Raw genomic sequence first — 15,307 nt, forward strand, 5'->3', positions numbered from 1 at the left:
CGGAAGTCTGACCTGTGCCCGCGTTCCCTGGTCCCGCCGGGACCCGGAGTGCTCGAATGGATACGTGAACTCCGAACAACCCGAGGAGCGGCCGCGGCAACCCGAGCGGCGGGCGTCCGAGGAGGGCCGGCCGATAGGCCGCCGCGTGCTGCTCGGCACCATCGGCCTGGGCGCACTCGGCGTGGTCACCGCCCCCACCCTGCAGCGAGGCATGGAGGCCTTCCTCGGCACCGTGTCCGGCAAGGACCCCACGGGCCTGACGGGCCTGCTGCCGAACGGCGGCGGGTTCCGCTACTACTCGGTGGCCGCGTCCGTGCCGCACAAGGGCCCCGTGAACTACCGCCTCACGATCGACGGACTCGTGGACCGCCCGCGCAGCTACACCCTCGCCGACCTGCGCGCCCTGCCCCAGACCCGGCTGGTCAAGGACGTCCAGTGCGTCACCGGCTGGCGGGTCCCGGGCACCCCCTTCGAGGGCGTACGGCTCTCGGACCTGCTGGACGCGGCGGGCGTGCGCGGCAGCGGCAAGGCGATCCGCTTCACCTGCTTCGACGGCGTCTACAGCGAGAGCCTCACCCTCGAACAGGCCCGCCGCGCCGATGTGCTGGTCGCCCTGCGCATGCAGGACAAGGACATCGGCCACGACCACGGCGGACCCGTCCGCCTCTACGTCGCCCCCATGTACTTCTACAAGTCCGCCAAATGGCTCTCCGGCATCACCGTGACGGACCAGGTCCAGCCGGGCTACTGGGAGAAGCTCGGCTACGACGTCGACGCCTGGGTGGGCCGCTCGAACGGACGGACCGATGAGCCTACGAGCTGAGACGCCGGCCCCGCCGGACTCCCGCGTCCGCCGCTTCACTCCGGCCGAGCGCTGGATCCACCGCACCACGGCCGCCCTGATGGGCATCGTCGTGCTGACCGCGGCCTTCCTGTACATCCCGCAGCTCGCCGTCCTGGTCGGCCGCCGCGAACTGGTCGTCCGCATCCACGAGTGCGCGGGCCTGGCCCTGCCCGTGCCGGTCCTGCTCGGCCTCGCCTCCCGTGCCTTCCGCGCCGACCTGGGCTTCCTCAACCGTTTCGGCCCGCACGACCGGCTCTGGCTGCGGGCGGCCCTGGTCCGCGACAAGCGGCGCTCCTCCCGCCCGGCCGGCAAGTTCAACGCCGGGCAGAAGGTGTACGCCGCGTGGATCGCCGGCGCCACGGTGGTGATGCTCGCCACGGGCCTGATGATGTGGTTCACCCATCTCACCCCGCTGATGTGGCGCACCTCGGCGACCTTCGTCCACGACTGGCTGGCCCTCACCATCGGGGTCGTCCTCGCGGGCCACATCGGCATGGCCCTCGCCGACCCGGAGGCCCGCCGTGGGTTGCGCACCGGCAGGGTGAGCCGGGAGTGGGCGAAGCGGGAGCATCCGCTGTGGCGGCCCTGAACACGGTCGCCGAGCGGCGGCTCCGGACGCGGTGATCTGCCACCGTCAGACCGGTTCGTCGTTCCCGAGGACCGTGGCGAGGCGCGCCGGGCCTTCTGTCCCGTGACCGGCGGCGACGGCCCGGTCGGCTGTGTGTTTGGCCGCGCTCGGTGCGCGGGTGTCGAGGCCGCGGGTGGCGGTCGTTTCGACGAGATGTCCGGGCGTCGTCGTGGCGGCTGTGGACGCGGTAGTCGTTGTCGTGCCGCGACGCTGGACATTCACGTCGACGTGAGAGTCAAGTCCCTGCTGGACCCGGCCCCATGAGAATCGGTGAGCTCTCCCGGCGCACCGGCGTGAGCCCGCGTGCCCTGCGCTACTACGAGGAGCAGGGTCTGCTGGCTCCGCAGCGGCGGCCCAGCGGATACCGCGAGTACGAGGAGCGGGACGTCACGACGGTGCGGCGTGTCCAGGTCCTGCTCTCCGCGGGCCTCGGCACCACCGCCATCGCGGAGATCGGGCCCTGCGTCGACGACCCCGATGTCGTCCTGGTCGGCAGGTGCCCCGAACTCCGGGACGGCATCGCCAGGGAGCGGGCCAGGATCACGGCGGCGATCGACGACCTGACCGCCGCCCGCGACATCCTGGACTCCTTGGTGGGCCGCCCCCTGTAGGCCTCCGGGAGACGGCGACCGGTCGCTGGGGGGTGTCGTTTGGATCATCCCGGCGTCGCGGGGCCTGGCACGCACTTTCCCAAGCTCTTCGAGCAGGGGGCACCCCCATGACCCCGCTCGGGTCCGCCGGACCGCACCGTTCATCACGGCCGACCTGATCCAAACAACACCCCCTAGATCACGAGTGACAGGAGCAGGACCAGACCGCCCGCGACCACCGAGATGATGCACTCCATGACCGACCAGGTCTTCAGGTTCTGGCCGACGCTGAGGCCGAAGTACTCCTTCACCAGCCAGAACCCGGCGTCGTTGACATGGCTGAGGAAGAGCGATCCGGCGCCGATGGCCAGGACCAGCAGGGCCGCGTGGGTCGTCGACATGTCGGCGGCCAGCGGGGCCACGAGACCCGCCGCCGAGACGGTCGCCACCGTCGCCGAACCCGTCGCCAGCCGGATCGCCACCGCGATCAGCCAGGCCAGCAACAGGGCCGGGATAGACCAGTCCTTGGAGATGTCCAGGATCATCTGACCGACACCGCTGTCGATCAGCGTCTGCTTGAAGCCGCCGCCCGCGCCGACGATGAGCAGGATGCCCGCGATGGGAGCGAGACCCTTCTCGACCGTCCGCGAGATCCGCTCCTTGCTGAACCCGGCCGGCCGGCCCAGGGTGAACATGCCGACGATCACGGCCGTGAGCAGGGCGATCAGCGGCGAGCCGATGACGTCGAAGACGCGCTGCACCAGGTGCGTCGGATCGTCGACCACGATGTCCACGAGCGCCTTGGCCAGCATCAGGACGACCGGCAGCAGGATCGTGGCGAGGGTGACGCCGAAGCCGGGGCGCTTCTCCAGCTCCTCGGAGGGGCGCTGCGGGATCATGCGCTCCGGAGCGGGCACGTCCACCCACCGGGCAGCGACCTTGGAGAACAGCGGACCGGCGATGATCACGGTGGGTATCGCGACGAGGACGCCGAGCGCGAGCGTGACACCCAGGTTGGCCTTGACCGCGTCGATCGCGACCAGCGGCCCGGGATGCGGCGGCACCAGGCCGTGCATCACGGACAGGCCCGCGAGCGCCGGGATGCCGATGCGCATCAGGGAGTAGTTGCCGCGCTTGGCGACCATCAGGACCACCGGGATCAGCAGCACGATGCCGACCTCGAAGAACAGCGGCAGACCGATCACGGAGGCGATCAGCACCATCGCCCACGGCATCGCCCGGCCCCCCGCCCTGGCGAGGATCGTGTCGACGATCTGGTCCGCGCCGCCCGAGTCGGCGAGCAGCTTGCCGAGGATCGCGCCCAGCGCGATGAGCACACCGACGCCGGCGACCGTGGTGCCGAGCCCGGTGGTGAAACTGACGATCGCCTTGTCGAGCGGCGCCCCGGCGAACGCGCCCAGCGCCAGCGACCCGATGGTCAGCGCCAGGAAGGCATGGAGCTTGAACTTGGTGATGAGCAGGACGATGACGGCGATACCGGCCAGCACGGCGATGCCCAGCTGGGCATGGCCGGCCGAGGTGATCGGCTCGACGGTGTCCGCTGCCAGCATCTCGACGCTGAGTCTGGTCACGGGGTTCCCTTGCAGATACGGGGGACGGGGGAGGGGTGTTGCTGCGGTGGGGGGTGCTGCCGCGGTGCGGCGGAGGTGCTGCCGCGGGGGTGTTACCGCGGTGCGTCGGGAAGTGCGTCCAGCGCCTTGGCGGCCCGCTCGGTGATCTCCTTCGGGGACCCGGAGACATCCACGGCGACACCCGCCTCGTCCGGCTGGAGCGGCTGGAGTGTGGCGAACTGGGAGTCCAGCAGCGCGGCCGGCATGAAGTGCCCCTGCCGGTGGGACATCCGGTCCTCGATGAGCTTCCGGTCGCCCGTGAGATGCACGAACACGATGCCGGGTGCCGTCGCCCTGAGCCGGTCGCGGTACGACCGCTTGAGCGCCGAGCTGCTGACCACCCCGCCGAGCCCGCGCCGCCCGTCCGCCCAGGCGCCGATGGCGTCGAGCCACGGCCACCTGTCCTCGTCGCCGAGCGGGATCCCGGCCGACATCTTGTCGATGTTGGCCTGCGGGTGGAAGTCGTCGCCCTCGGCGTACGGGACGCCGAGCCGGGCGGCGAGCAGGGGACCGATCGTGGTCTTGCCCGTGCCGGCGACGCCCATCACCACGACGACGTGCGGGGTACGCATCACTGCCTCGCTGTCTTCCTCGACATGCGACGCCGGCGTCCGACATCCGGCGTCGGCCTCACTGAAACGCATTAGGTACGACGAATTCAAGAGTCTGTGATGTATAAGTCTGACTTTTTATCTCGGTGATCCACTCTGTACGCTGAGTGCATGAGCACACCGGGCCGGGGTCTGCACGGCCATGTACTGGACTCCCTCGGCCCCGCCATCACTGCCGGTGAGTACCCGCCGGGCAGCGTTCTGCGCACGGACGAGATGGCGCAGCACTTCGAGGTGTCACGGTCGGTGATGCGCGAGGCGGTGCGTGTCCTGGAGTCCATGCACCTGGTCGAGTCCCGCCGCCGGGTGGGCGTGACGGTCCGCCCCAAGGCCGAGTGGAACGTCTACGACCCGCAGGTCATCCGCTGGCGTCTGGCGGGCGCCGACCGCCCGCACCAGCTGCGCTCGCTGACGGTGCTGCGCTCGGCGGTCGAACCGGTCGCGGCGGCCCTCGCGGCGAAGAACGCGACGGCGGAGCAGTGCGCCGAGCTCACCGAGTGCGCGCTCGGCATGGTGGCCAACTCACGCGGCCACAGGCTGGAGGGCTACCTCGTCCACGACATCGCCTTCCACCGGGTCATCCTCGCCGCCTCCGGCAACGAGATGTTCGCCCGCCTCGGGGACGTCGTCGCCGAGGTCCTCACGGGCCGTACCCACCACGAGATCATGTTCGAGGACCCCGACCCGGCCGCCGTCACGCTGCACGTCCAGGTCGCGGAGGCGGTGCGCGCGGGCGACGCGGCCCGCGCCGAACAGCTGACCCGGGAGATCACCACGGGCGCCCTCCAGGAACTGGACATCCTCGCGCCGTAGGCCTACTCGCCGAGGAACTCCCCGTCGACATACATCCACGCCCCGTCGACCCGCTCGAACCGGCTCCGCTCGTGCAGCGAGCCGCCCCGGTAGGACGCCCGGAACGTCACGGTCCCGGTGCTGTGGAAGGCCGACCCCTCTGTCGCACCCAGCACCTCGAGCCCGGTCCACGTCATTCCCGGGTCGATGTCCAACCGCGCCGGCCGCGTACGCGGATGCCACGTCCGCAGCAGATACCCGCTGTCCCCCTTCACGAAGGCGCTGTACCGCGACCGCATGAGCGCCTCGGCGGTAGGCGCGGCCGCACCACCGCAGTGATACCGCCCGCAGCACGTCTCATACGGCTCGGACAGACCACAGGGGCAGACGGACACGGACTTCACGGGACGGGCGGCACGTCGGGACACGGCCCCTATTGTGCCGTGCCGGAGACCACCGGCACGGCGCCGGGTCTCAGGCCGAGTCCGCCGTCCCCCGTGGTGCGGCCGGCGTCGGCAGTGGGGGCAGTGCCCCCCGGTGCAGCCAGGCCTCGAACAGGCCGTCCAGTGGTTCGTCCGCGAAGCGGGCCACGTGCGTGGTGAACATCGGCGTGGACACCACCCCGTTGCGGTGCAGCCGTACCCAGCTGCGCAGCATCAGGAAGAACGCGTCGTCGCCCAGCGCGCAGCGCACCGCGTGGATCGCCAGGCCGCCGCGCTCGTAGAGCCGGTCGTCGAACATCGACTTGCGGCCCGGGTCGGCCAGCCGGAGGTCCTGCGGCAGTGTGGACAGCAACCGGTGTGCGGTCGCGGCGAGTTGCTGCGTGCTGCGGCCGCCCGAGCGCTCCGACCACAGCCATTCCGCGTACTTGGCGAAGCCCTCGTTCAGCCAGATGTGCCGCCAGTCCGCGATGGACAGACAGTTGCCGAACCACTGGTGCGCCAGCTCGTGTGCGACCAGCCGCTCCGAACCACGCGCCCCGTCCACGTGGTTGGCGCCGAACAACGACAACCCCTGTGCCTCGACGGGCACATCGAGCTCCTCCTCGGTCACAGCGACCGCGTACTCGTCGAACGGGTACGGCCCGAACAGCTCCTGGAACAACTCCATCATCGCGGGCTGCCGCGCGAAGTCCCGCGAGAACTCCGGGAGCAGCTGCGCCGGGATGTGCCCGTGCTGCGGAACCCCGCCCGGCCCCGGGTCGCCCAGCAGCACCGTCTGGTACTTGCCGATCGCCAGCCCGACCAGATAGCTCGACGTGGGCGCGGACTGCTCGTACACCCAGGTGGTCGTCGACGCCTTCGTCGTACGGGTCAGCAGACGCCCGCCCGCGACCACCGAGTACGCCGACGGCGTGGTCACCGAGATGAGATACGACGCCTTGTCGGCGGGCCGGTCGTTGCACGGGTACCAGGACGGCGCCCCGATCGGCTGGCTCGCCACCAGCGCCCCGTCGTCCAGCTCCTCCCAGCCGATCCCGCCCCAGGGGCTCGGCACCGGCCTGGGGTTGCCCGACCAGTGCACCTCGACGGTGAAGGCGGCCCCGGCCCGCAACGGCTTCGCCGGACGGATCCGCAGCCGGCCCCCGCGGTGCGTGTAGTGCGGCTGCCGGCCGTCCACCCGCACCCGGCCGATTTTGAAGTCGGCCAGGTTCAGCTGGAATTCGGTGAGCGTCGAGCGCCCCGCGATGGCGTTGATCCGGGCCGTCCCCGCCAGCCGGTTGGGGCCGGGACGGTAGTCCAGCGTGAGTTCGTAGCGGTGCACCCGGTAGCGGGGGTCACCGTTGTCCGGGAAGTACGGGTCCCGGCCCACTGACTGCTGAACTGCCACTGCCGCGTTCGCTCCCTGCACTGTGCCGCCACTCCGCTCCACCGGTGCACCGCCCACCGGCGCCGAGTGGCCCGCGTTCAGGGCCGCCATGCCTCGATCGGGTTGCCGAGCCAGCGGGTGTCGTCCGGGACGGACTCCGCGGCCATGACGAGCGACGCGGGACCCAGCGTCGTACGGGCCCCGACCGTGCTGCCGGGCAGCACGATCCCGCCAGGGCCCAGCGTGGCGCCCTCACGGAGAACAACAGTATCCGTCCGCAAGATCCGGTCGTGGAAGAGGTGCGTCTGGAGCACACAGCCACGGTTCACGGTGGCGGCGTCCTCCAGGGTCACCAGGTCCGTCTCCGGCAGCCAGTAGCTCTCCACCCACACGCCCCTGCCGACCCGGGCGCCGAGCCCCCGCAGCCATGCCGTCATCAGCGGCGTGCCCGGCACCGACCCGGCCAGCCACGGCACGGCCACGACCTCGACGAACGTGTCCGCCAGCTCGTTGCGCCACACGAAGGAGCTCCACAGCGGATGCTCCCCGCTGCGGTGCCGCCCCACCAGCAGCCACTTCGCCACGATCGACACGACCGCCGCCGTCGCCCCGGCCGCGAGCAGCACGAGACCCGACAGCAGCGGGGCCCACGCCCCCAGCGCGCACAGCGCCGCCACCGTCAGCACGGCCAGCGCCGCCGAGCAGAACACCGGCACGATCCGGCACAGCTCCACCAGCCCGCGCGCCCACAGCAGCCGGGCCGGCGGGTCGTACGTACGGCTCTGGTCGCCGTCGTTCGCGCTGCGCGGCAGCTTCACCGGCGGCAGCCCGAGGTACGAGGTGCCCTTCTTGGCCTTCTTCGGCGTCGCCGACAGCACGCCGACCAGACCGCCGTCCGGCACGCTCCGCCCCGGCGCGGTCATCCCGGAGTTCCCGAGGAACGCCCGCCGCCCGATCTCCGCGCGCCCGATCCGCACCCAGCCACCGCCGAGCTCGTACGGCGCCGTCAGCGTGTCGTCCGCCAGGAAGGCCCCGTCCCCGACGGTGGTCAGGCTCGGCAGGGCGAGTACGGTGGACACCTCGGCGCCCCGACCGATCCGCATCCCGAGCAGCCGCAGCCACACCGGCGTCACCAGGCCCGCGTACAGCGGGAACAGCGTCTCCCGGGACCGGTCCATCAGCTGGGTGACCGTCCACGCCTGCCAGCCGATCCGGCTGTGCGTCGGATGCGTGCCCTCGCGCAGCCCCACACTGAGCAGCCGTACGGCGATCAGGATCTTCAGCGCGTACACCAGCCCGTAGGCCAGCGTGGCCGGGACGAGCGCGAGCGCGGCTCCCCGCAGGGCCTCGCCGAGTCCCGCCCCGGGCGTCACGAACACACCGGCGACCAGCACCGCGGCCATCGCCGCCGACAGCGGCAGGGCGCTCAGCGCGACGCCCGTCACGCCGTACATCACCCGCCAGTACGTGCCCCGCTGCGGCCGCTCCTTGGGCCAGTTGCGCTTGGCCTTGCCGAGCTTGACCGCGGGCGCGCCGGCCCAGCGCTGACCGGTGGGAATCTGCCCGGTGACGGCCGAACCGGGCGCCACCTCGGCCCGCTTGCCGACCCGCGCGCCGGGGAAGAGCATGCTGCGCGTCCCGACGACGGCGTGCGCACCCACCTTCACCTGCCCGATCTCCAGCCGGTCCCCGTCCAGCCAGTACCCCGACAGGTCCACCTCGGACTCCACGGCGGCACCCCGCCCCAGCTTGAGCATGCCGGTGACCGGGGGCAGCGAGTGCAGATCCACGTCCTGGCCGACCTTGGCGCCCAGCGCCCGCGCGTACCGCTCCAGCCACGACCCGGTCAGCGTGGTCGCCCCGGTGAACTCGGCCAGCCGCTCGGCGGCCCATAGCCGCAGATGCACGCTCCCACCGCGCGGATACCGGCCGGGCCGCACGCCCCGCAGCAGCAGCCGCGCCCCGCCCGCGGCGAGCGCGAGCCGTCCGGGCGGGCTGAAGAGCAGCACGGCGCCCGCCGCGATCAGCCACCAGGGTGCGGTCGGCAGCCAGGAGTAGCCGGGCAGCAGGTTCCCGAGCGCGGCCAGGGCCACCGTCCAGCGCAGCCCGAGCAGGGTGTACAGGGGGACGAGCAGGAGGAGCTGGATGACTTGGGCGCGCACCGGGACCGGCGCGACCGTCCGCCGCGCGCTGTCGTCGTGCGCGGACGCCTCCAGGCGCCGGGCCAGCTTGCGCAGGGTGGGCTGCTGGTAGATGTCGAGGACGGCGGCGCTCGGGTAGCGGGTGCGCAGCCGGGTGGTGAGCTGGGCGGCGGCCAGGCTGCCGCCGCCGATCGCGAAGAAGTCGTCACCGGCGCTGCTCACCGGGATGCCGAGGACTTCCGTCCACTGCTCGGCGAGCCAGGCCTCGGTGCCGTAGAGCTGCTCGGCCTTCCCGCCGGTCTCCAGACCCTCCAGGGGCCACGGCAGGGCGTCCCGGTCGACCTTCCCGGACGTCCGGGTCGGCAGTTCGCCGACCGGGGCGAGCAGCGGCACCAGGGCGGCGGGCAGCTCGGCCCGGAGCTTCTCGACGGCGGCCGTGTGGTCCCAGCCGTCCTGGGTGACGACATAGCCGACGAGGAGCTGGTTGCCGCCGCGGGCGGTGCGCACGGCGGCCGCGGCCCCCGCGACGCCCGGGAGCGCCTGGAGAGCGGCGTCCACCTCACCGAGCTCGATCCGGCGCCCGCCGAGCTTGATCTGCTCGTCGGCCCGCCCCAGGAAGATCAGCCCTTCGGGATCGGCCTTGACCAGGTCACCGCTGCGGTATGCGCGCTCCCAGCCCAGCGACTGGAGCGGCGCGTACTTCTCCGCGTCCTTCTCGGCGTCGAGATACCGCGCGAGCCCGACCCCGCCGATGACCAGTTGCCCGCTGCCGCCCATGGGCACGGGTTCCCCGGCCTCGTCGACGACCGCCAGCTCCCAGCCGCCCAGCGGCAGCCCGATCCGCACCGGCTCCTCGCCGGTCATCAGCGCCGCGCACGCCACGACGGTCGCCTCGGTGGGCCCGTAGGTGTTCCACACCTCGCGCCCCTCCGTGACCAGCCGCTGCGCCAGCTCGGGCGGGCAGGCCTCACCGCCGAAGATCAGCAGACGTACGTCGTTGAGGGTCTCCGGCTCCCACAGCGCGGCCAGCGTCGGCACCGTGGACACGACGGTGATCTCCTGCTCGACCAGCCAGGGACCGAGGTCGGCACCGCTCCTGACCTGCGAGCGGGGCACGGGCACCAGACAGGCGCCGTACCGCCAGGCCAGCCACATCTCCTCGCAGGACGCGTCGAAGGCGACCGACAGCCCCGCCATGACCCGGTCCCCGGGCCCGATGGGCTCCTCGACGAGGAACAGGGCCGCCTCGGCGTCCACGAACGCGGCGGCGCTGCGGTGCGTGACGGCGACGCCCTTGGGCTTGCCGGTGGACCCGGAGGTGAAGATGATCCAGGCGTCGTGCTCGATGCCGGGGCGGCCGGCCGGGACCTCCGACGTGCCGTTGACGATGATCCGGTGCCCGGCCCCGATCACGGCCCGCACCTGCGCCTCCCCGAACACCAGCTCGGCCCGCTCGTCGGGGTCCTCGGCGTCGACGGGAACATAGGCGGCACCGGCCGCGAGCACGGCCAGGACGGCGACGTACAGCTCATTGGTCCCGGACGGCACCCGCACGCCCACCCGGTCCCCGAGCCCGACGCCCGCGTCCGCGAGCCGCAGCCGCAGTCGCTCCACCTCGACGGCCAGGGCCCGGTAGGTGAGCCGCGTCGTGCCGTCGTCCAGGGCGAGCTCGTCCGGGTACGACCGTACGGATGCGTCGAACACGTCGACGAGCGTGCGCGGCGAGGCGGCCGCTCCCGCGGAGAAGCGTGCCGTGTCGCCGAACTGCTCGCGGATTTCCTCGTCGAGCAGGCCGAGGGCGCTGCCCTCCTGTATGGCTGCCATCCGGTCCTCGCGTCTAGTTCCCGGAAGCCTCCGGGGCGCTGGCGGGCCCGCAGGTCTGCCTGGGGTTGTCCGGCTCCAGCTCGGTAACAAGCCGGAAATATTAGTACGACGCTATGCTCCACCCCTTCGTCCGGCCACTTGGGGCAGCCGTCCGGGGGAGGCCGCGGGCGCGGGCGCACGCCTGTGACCTGGAGATCCGTGGGGGAGACGAGAGATGGCCCACATCCGTGCAGACGGCATGCGGAACTGGCGCCGCGCACCGCCCAGTTGACCGACCGCGTGGTGCGCCCGCGCGGATGACGGACCGTCAGGAACCATCAGGGGGAAAGCCTGAGGGCCCCTGCTGAGCAGGGGCCCTCACTGGTGTCCGAGGGGGGACTTGAACCCCCACGCCCGATAAAGGGCACTAGCACCTCAAGCTAGCGCGTCTGCCATTCCGCCACCCGGACAAGGTGTCTGTCGTGCGGGGTTTCCCTCGCAGCGACGAAGGAAACATTACCAGGCTTTCGGGGGTGGCCGATCACGCCCTGTCCCCGGGCCCGCGGCCGCGTGAACGGCCTGTGACGGACCGGGTCCGGTCTTGGGGCGGGCGCGGGAGGAGAGGGAGGATGAGAGGGACCGACCAGCAGTGACAGTGGGAGGAATCGGCGTGAGCGAGACGGACACGGCCAGAGGCGTCACCGGCGAGGACGAGGTCGTGGACCTCTGCCGCGAGCTGATCCAGATCGACACCAGCAACTACGGGGACCACTCCGGCCCCGGCGAGCGCAAGGCCGCCGAGTACGTGGCCGAGAAGCTCGCCGAGGTGGGTCTCGAACCGAGGATCTTCGAGTCGCACCCGGGGCGTGCCTCGACCGTGGCCCGTATCGAGGGCGAGGACCCGTCGCGGCCCGCGCTGCTGATCCACGGCCACCTCGACGTCGTACCGGCCAATGCCGACGACTGGACCCACCACCCGTTCTCCGGCGAGGTCACGGACGGATGCGTGTGGGGGCGCGGTGCCGTCGACATGAAGGACATGGACGCCATGACGCTGGCCGTGGTGCGCGACCGGCTGCGCGGCGGGCGCCGGCCGCCCCGGGACATCGTGCTCGCCTTCCTCGCGGACGAGGAGGCGGGCGGCACGTACGGCGCCCGGTGGCTGGTCGACAACCACCCCGACCTCTTCGACGGCGTCACCGAGGCCATCAGTGAGGTCGGCGGGTTCTCGTTCACCGTGAACGAGCAGCGGCGCCTCTATCTGATCCAGACGGCCGAGAAGGGCATGCACTGGATGAAGCTGACCGTGGCCGGCACGGCCGGGCACGGGTCGATGATCCACCGGGACAACGCGATCACCGAGCTGTCCGAGGCGGTCGCGCGCGTCGGGCGGCACAAGTTCCCGGTGCGGGTCACCAAGACCACCCGTGCCTTCCTCGACGAGCTGGGCGACGCGCTCGGCACCGAGCTCGACCCGGAGGACATGGAGTCCACCCTCGCCAAGCTGGGCGGCATCGCCAAGCTCATCGGCGCGACCCTGAGCAACACGGCCAACCCCACGCAGCTGAACGCCGGCTACAAGGTCAACGTCATCCCGGGCGAGGCCACCGCCAATATCGACGGCCGGTTCCTGCCCGGGTTCGAGGAGGAGTTCCTGGCCGACCTCGACCGGATCCTCGGCCCGAAGGTCAAGCGCGCGGACGTGCACTCCGACAAGGCCCTGGAGACCACCTTCGACGGGGCGCTCGTCGAGGCCATGCAGTCCGCGCTGCTCGCCGAGGACCCGGCCGCCAGGGCGATCCCGTACATGCTCTCGGGCGGTACGGACGCCAAGTCCTTCGACGACCTCGGCATCCGCGGCTTCGGCTTCGCGCCGCTGAAGCTGCCGCCGGAGCTGGACTTCGCGGGCATGTTCCACGGCGTCGACGAGCGGGTGCCGGTGGACGGGCTGCAGTTCGGTGTGCGGGTGCTCGACCGGTTCATCGACGCGTCCTGAAAAAGCACAGCCGAATCGAAACTCCCGGCACCCCGATAATCGGCCACCTGTGCGGAGGCGACTGAGAAGAGTGAATGTGACCATAGGCTCGTAGCTCCATTACTCCCTCCTCGTTACTGGTGATGCGATCAGCTACTTGGGATCGCTTTGCCAACAAGGAGGAACAATGCTCAAGAAGGTCGTCGCTGCTGCGGCTGCCACTGGTGGTCTGGTGCTCGCTGGCGCGGGCCTCGCCGTCGCCGACTCCGGTGCCCAGGGTGCCGCCGTGCAGTCCCCGGGTGTCGTTTCCGGCAACGTCATCCAGGTGCCGGTGCACGTCCCGGTGAACGTCTGCGGCAACACGATCTCGGTGATCGGGCTGCTGAACCCCGCCTTCGGCAACACCTGCGTCAACCACTGACGACGACTCCCCGAGGGGCGTCCTTCCGTCGGCCCCGGAGCGCGCGCCATGCGCTCCGGGGCCGAACGGTCTTTTCACGCTGAATTCACCAGCGGATTCGCCGTACGAATTCAGTGCAGGAAATTCGTAGCAGGAACGAAGGCAGGGGGGAATCACCAATGCGACTGGGTACCCGCAAGGGACTGATGACCGTGGCTGCGGCCACCGGAGTTCTCGCCGCGGCGGGCGGCTACGCCCACGCCGACTCGGGCGCGAGCGGCACCGCTTCGAACTCGCCGGGCGTGCTGTCCGGCAACACCGTGCAGGCACCGGTGCACGTGCCGGTGAACGTCTGCGGCAACACCGTGAACGTCGTCGGGCTCCTCAACCCGTCCGTGGGCAACAAGTGCGCCGACCAGGGCGGCTCCGGTGATCACGGCGGCTCGCACGCGGGCGGACACACCTCGGGCTCGCCCGGCGTCGGCTCGGGCAACACCGTGCAGGCGCCGATCGACGTGCCGGTCAATGTGTGCGGCAACAGCGTCAACGTCGTGGGGGCCGGCAACGCCGCCATGGGCAACGACTGCGGCAACGGCGGCTCCGGAGGTGGACACCCCAGCCAGCCGCCCGGCGGGGGACATGGAACGCCTCCGGGGGGCGGTCACGGTACGCCGCCGCCCGGCAACCCCGGGCAGCCCGGCCAACCCGGCAACCCTGGGCACCCCGGTCAGCCGGGTACGCCCGGTCACCCGGGCCACCCCGGAACGCCTGGCCACCCCGGAACGCCCGGTCACCCGGGCACACCGCCCGCCAAGGGCCACGGCACCCCCGGCGGCTCCTCGCACCGCGGCCCGCAGGGGGCGAGTTCCGTCGTCGCCCAGCTGCCCTCCGGTGCCGCGCAGCTCGCCCACACCGGCAGTGACCTGCCGATCGGCCTTGTGCTGCCGGTGGGCGCGGGGGCCCTGCTCGCCGGGGCCGTGATGTACCGCAAGGCCCGCGCCTCGGCATAGCGCACGAGCACGGGACAGGACCGGAACCCGGGAAAACGGAGCGGGCCCCGCCGAAGCGGGGCCCGCTCCGTTCAGGTGCCCCGGCTCACCACGTGGCGCGCACCTGGCGGATGATCCGCCGGCGCAACCGCACCCTGCGGCTGCCGTCGCGCATCAGGCTCAGTCGGTCCAACTCCCAGTGTCCGTACTCGGCATGGTCCGTCAGCAGACGCGTCGCCTCCTTGCGGGAGACCCCGCGCGGTACGTACACGTCGACAAATTCGTATTCCGGCATCGCATCTATTGTGCGGGCTGGGGCCCGGTACGGATAGCGTCTGCACTATGTCTGATGCTGCGCAGCCCACCGCTGCCGAGGTACGCGCCGCCGCCGAGGCGGTCAAGACCGCGCTCGACCGTCACCTGGCTGCGGTCGAACGCAGGTCGGGGGAGGACGACCCCGCTGTCTACGAGGCGTTCAACGAGCTGGCCGCGGCCGCCGAGGCGTACGACGAGCTGCTCTACGACCGCTATGACGAGGTCACGCCCTTCGAGATCCCCGGTACGGAAGACACGCTGCCGCCGTACGCGGGCCCCGAGGAACCGAGTGCGATCAGTGTGCTGATCCGCCGCGACTACTCCGTCGCGGAACCGCAGCGACTGCTCGCGCAGGCCGAGCGGGTCGAGGCGGTGGAGTACGGGGAGGGCGCGGACACGGAGACCTCCGGCACGGTGCACGGGGCGCTGGGGGTCCTGTTCGGGGAGTTCGAACCGGACGAGATCGCCTCCCGGCACAAGGAGTTCGGGCTGGAGGAGGGCGACGCCACGCTGTGGGTGACCGCCGCGGACGACCCCACCGACCCCGGCGAGTGGCTGGAGGCGCCCTTCGAGCAGGTCGACCCGCAGCGGGTGGTCTGCCGCTTCGACGTCAGCGCGGTCTTCGACGACGAGATCGACGACGAGATCGACGACATGACCGGGGACGACGATCTTGAGGACGAGCTCGACCTGGACGGCGACGAGGACTTGGAGCCGTTGGACGCGGATCGCTGATCCGTCGATCACCGCTGCGAGCGTCACCGATCGTGGATCGCTGA

The 15,307-nt window shown here is 71.4% G+C and carries 15 protein-coding genes and 1 tRNA gene; 8 read left to right on the forward strand and 8 right to left on the reverse strand.

All coding sequences use genetic code 11. The features are described 5' to 3' along the window. Nucleotides 1–64 precede the first annotated feature (64 nt). Entirely contained in the window at nucleotides 65–823 is a 759-nt protein-coding gene (locus tag ACFY1J_RS18450; RefSeq protein WP_390711017.1) for a molybdopterin-dependent oxidoreductase, read from the forward strand. Next, nucleotides 807–1,433 (forward strand): cytochrome b/b6 domain-containing protein, encoded by a 627-nt coding sequence (locus ACFY1J_RS18455; RefSeq protein ID WP_390711016.1) that lies wholly within the window; start codon nucleotides 807–809, stop codon nucleotides 1,431–1,433. Before ACFY1J_RS18450 ends, ACFY1J_RS18455 begins: the two co-directional genes overlap by 17 nt. 45 nt (nucleotides 1,434–1,478) lie before the next feature. On the opposite strand, the gene ACFY1J_RS18460 is transcribed toward ACFY1J_RS18455, so the two are convergent. Then, nucleotides 1,479–1,694: a hypothetical protein gene (locus ACFY1J_RS18460; protein ID WP_390731533.1), complete on the reverse strand. Its 216-nt coding sequence runs from the start codon at nucleotides 1,692–1,694 to the stop codon at nucleotides 1,479–1,481. Nucleotides 1,695–1,732: 38 nt separating this feature from the next. Between ACFY1J_RS18460 and ACFY1J_RS18465 the strand changes: the two genes are divergently transcribed. Next, on the forward strand, nucleotides 1,733–2,083 hold the full coding sequence (locus tag ACFY1J_RS18465) for a MerR family transcriptional regulator (RefSeq protein ID WP_390731534.1): 351 nt from the start codon (nucleotides 1,733–1,735) through the stop codon (nucleotides 2,081–2,083). 173 nt (nucleotides 2,084–2,256) lie between these two features. Here ACFY1J_RS18465 and ACFY1J_RS18470 read toward each other — a convergent pair whose 3' ends face one another. Both ACFY1J_RS18470 and ACFY1J_RS18475 read right to left on the reverse strand, forming a co-directional pair. Continuing rightward, nucleotides 2,257–3,654, reverse strand: coding sequence for a GntP family permease (locus ACFY1J_RS18470; RefSeq protein WP_390731535.1), 1,398 nt, complete (start codon nucleotides 3,652–3,654; stop codon nucleotides 2,257–2,259). 92 nt (nucleotides 3,655–3,746) lie between these two features. Continuing rightward, the gene (locus tag ACFY1J_RS18475) at nucleotides 3,747–4,265 is read right to left on the reverse strand and encodes a gluconokinase (RefSeq protein WP_390731536.1); all 519 of its coding nucleotides are present in this window, start codon (nucleotides 4,263–4,265) and stop codon (nucleotides 3,747–3,749) included. A gap of 150 nt (nucleotides 4,266–4,415) precedes the next feature. On the opposite strand from ACFY1J_RS18475, the gene ACFY1J_RS18480 reads away from it, so the two are divergent. Then, on the forward strand, nucleotides 4,416–5,117 hold the full coding sequence (locus ACFY1J_RS18480) for a FadR/GntR family transcriptional regulator (protein ID WP_390711011.1): 702 nt from the start codon (nucleotides 4,416–4,418) through the stop codon (nucleotides 5,115–5,117). Between the two features lie 2 nt (nucleotides 5,118–5,119). On the opposite strand, the gene ACFY1J_RS18485 is transcribed toward ACFY1J_RS18480, so the two are convergent. From ACFY1J_RS18485 to ACFY1J_RS18500, 4 genes are all read right to left on the reverse strand, one after another. Continuing rightward, entirely contained in the window at nucleotides 5,120–5,524 is a 405-nt protein-coding gene (locus ACFY1J_RS18485) for a YchJ family protein (RefSeq protein ID WP_390711010.1), read from the reverse strand. A 46-nt stretch (nucleotides 5,525–5,570) separates the two neighbouring features. Then, complete coding sequence (locus tag ACFY1J_RS18490) at nucleotides 5,571–6,926, reverse strand: M1 family metallopeptidase (RefSeq protein WP_390731537.1); 1,356 nt, start codon at nucleotides 6,924–6,926, stop codon at nucleotides 5,571–5,573. Nucleotides 6,927–7,003: 77 nt separating this feature from the next. Continuing rightward, entirely contained in the window at nucleotides 7,004–10,870 is a 3,867-nt protein-coding gene (locus ACFY1J_RS18495) for a Pls/PosA family non-ribosomal peptide synthetase (RefSeq protein WP_390731538.1), read from the reverse strand. 361 nt (nucleotides 10,871–11,231) lie between these two features. Next, nucleotides 11,232–11,319, reverse strand: a tRNA-Leu gene (locus ACFY1J_RS18500). A 200-nt stretch (nucleotides 11,320–11,519) separates the two neighbouring features. Here ACFY1J_RS18500 and ACFY1J_RS18505 point away from each other — a divergent pair. The 3 genes from ACFY1J_RS18505 to ACFY1J_RS18515 all read left to right on the forward strand — a co-directional run bounded on the left by ACFY1J_RS18505 (nucleotide 11,520) and on the right by ACFY1J_RS18515 (nucleotide 14,234). After that, nucleotides 11,520–12,845, forward strand: coding sequence for a M20/M25/M40 family metallo-hydrolase (locus ACFY1J_RS18505; protein ID WP_390711007.1), 1,326 nt, complete (start codon nucleotides 11,520–11,522; stop codon nucleotides 12,843–12,845). Between the two features lie 166 nt (nucleotides 12,846–13,011). Further along, entirely contained in the window at nucleotides 13,012–13,245 is a 234-nt protein-coding gene (gene chpH / locus ACFY1J_RS18510; protein ID WP_390711006.1) for a chaplin ChpH, read from the forward strand. 158 nt (nucleotides 13,246–13,403) lie between these two features. Further along, a complete protein-coding gene (locus tag ACFY1J_RS18515; RefSeq protein WP_390711005.1) occupies nucleotides 13,404–14,234 on the forward strand; it encodes a chaplin in 831 nt (276 codons plus the stop codon). Between the two features lie 85 nt (nucleotides 14,235–14,319). On the opposite strand, the gene ACFY1J_RS18520 is transcribed toward ACFY1J_RS18515, so the two are convergent. After that, nucleotides 14,320–14,508, reverse strand: a complete 189-nt coding sequence (locus tag ACFY1J_RS18520) for a DUF5703 family protein (RefSeq protein ID WP_046732800.1) — start codon at nucleotides 14,506–14,508, stop codon at nucleotides 14,320–14,322. A 47-nt stretch (nucleotides 14,509–14,555) separates the two neighbouring features. Here ACFY1J_RS18520 and ACFY1J_RS18525 point away from each other — a divergent pair, with 47 nt between their 5' ends. Then, nucleotides 14,556–15,263, forward strand: a complete 708-nt coding sequence (locus tag ACFY1J_RS18525; protein WP_390711004.1) for a hypothetical protein — start codon at nucleotides 14,556–14,558, stop codon at nucleotides 15,261–15,263. Nucleotides 15,264–15,307 lie beyond the last annotated feature (44 nt).

Origin of the sequence: Streptomyces sp. NPDC001406 (genome assembly GCF_042895285.1) — a bacterium.
Classification (GTDB): domain Bacteria; phylum Actinomycetota; class Actinomycetes; order Streptomycetales; family Streptomycetaceae; genus Streptomyces.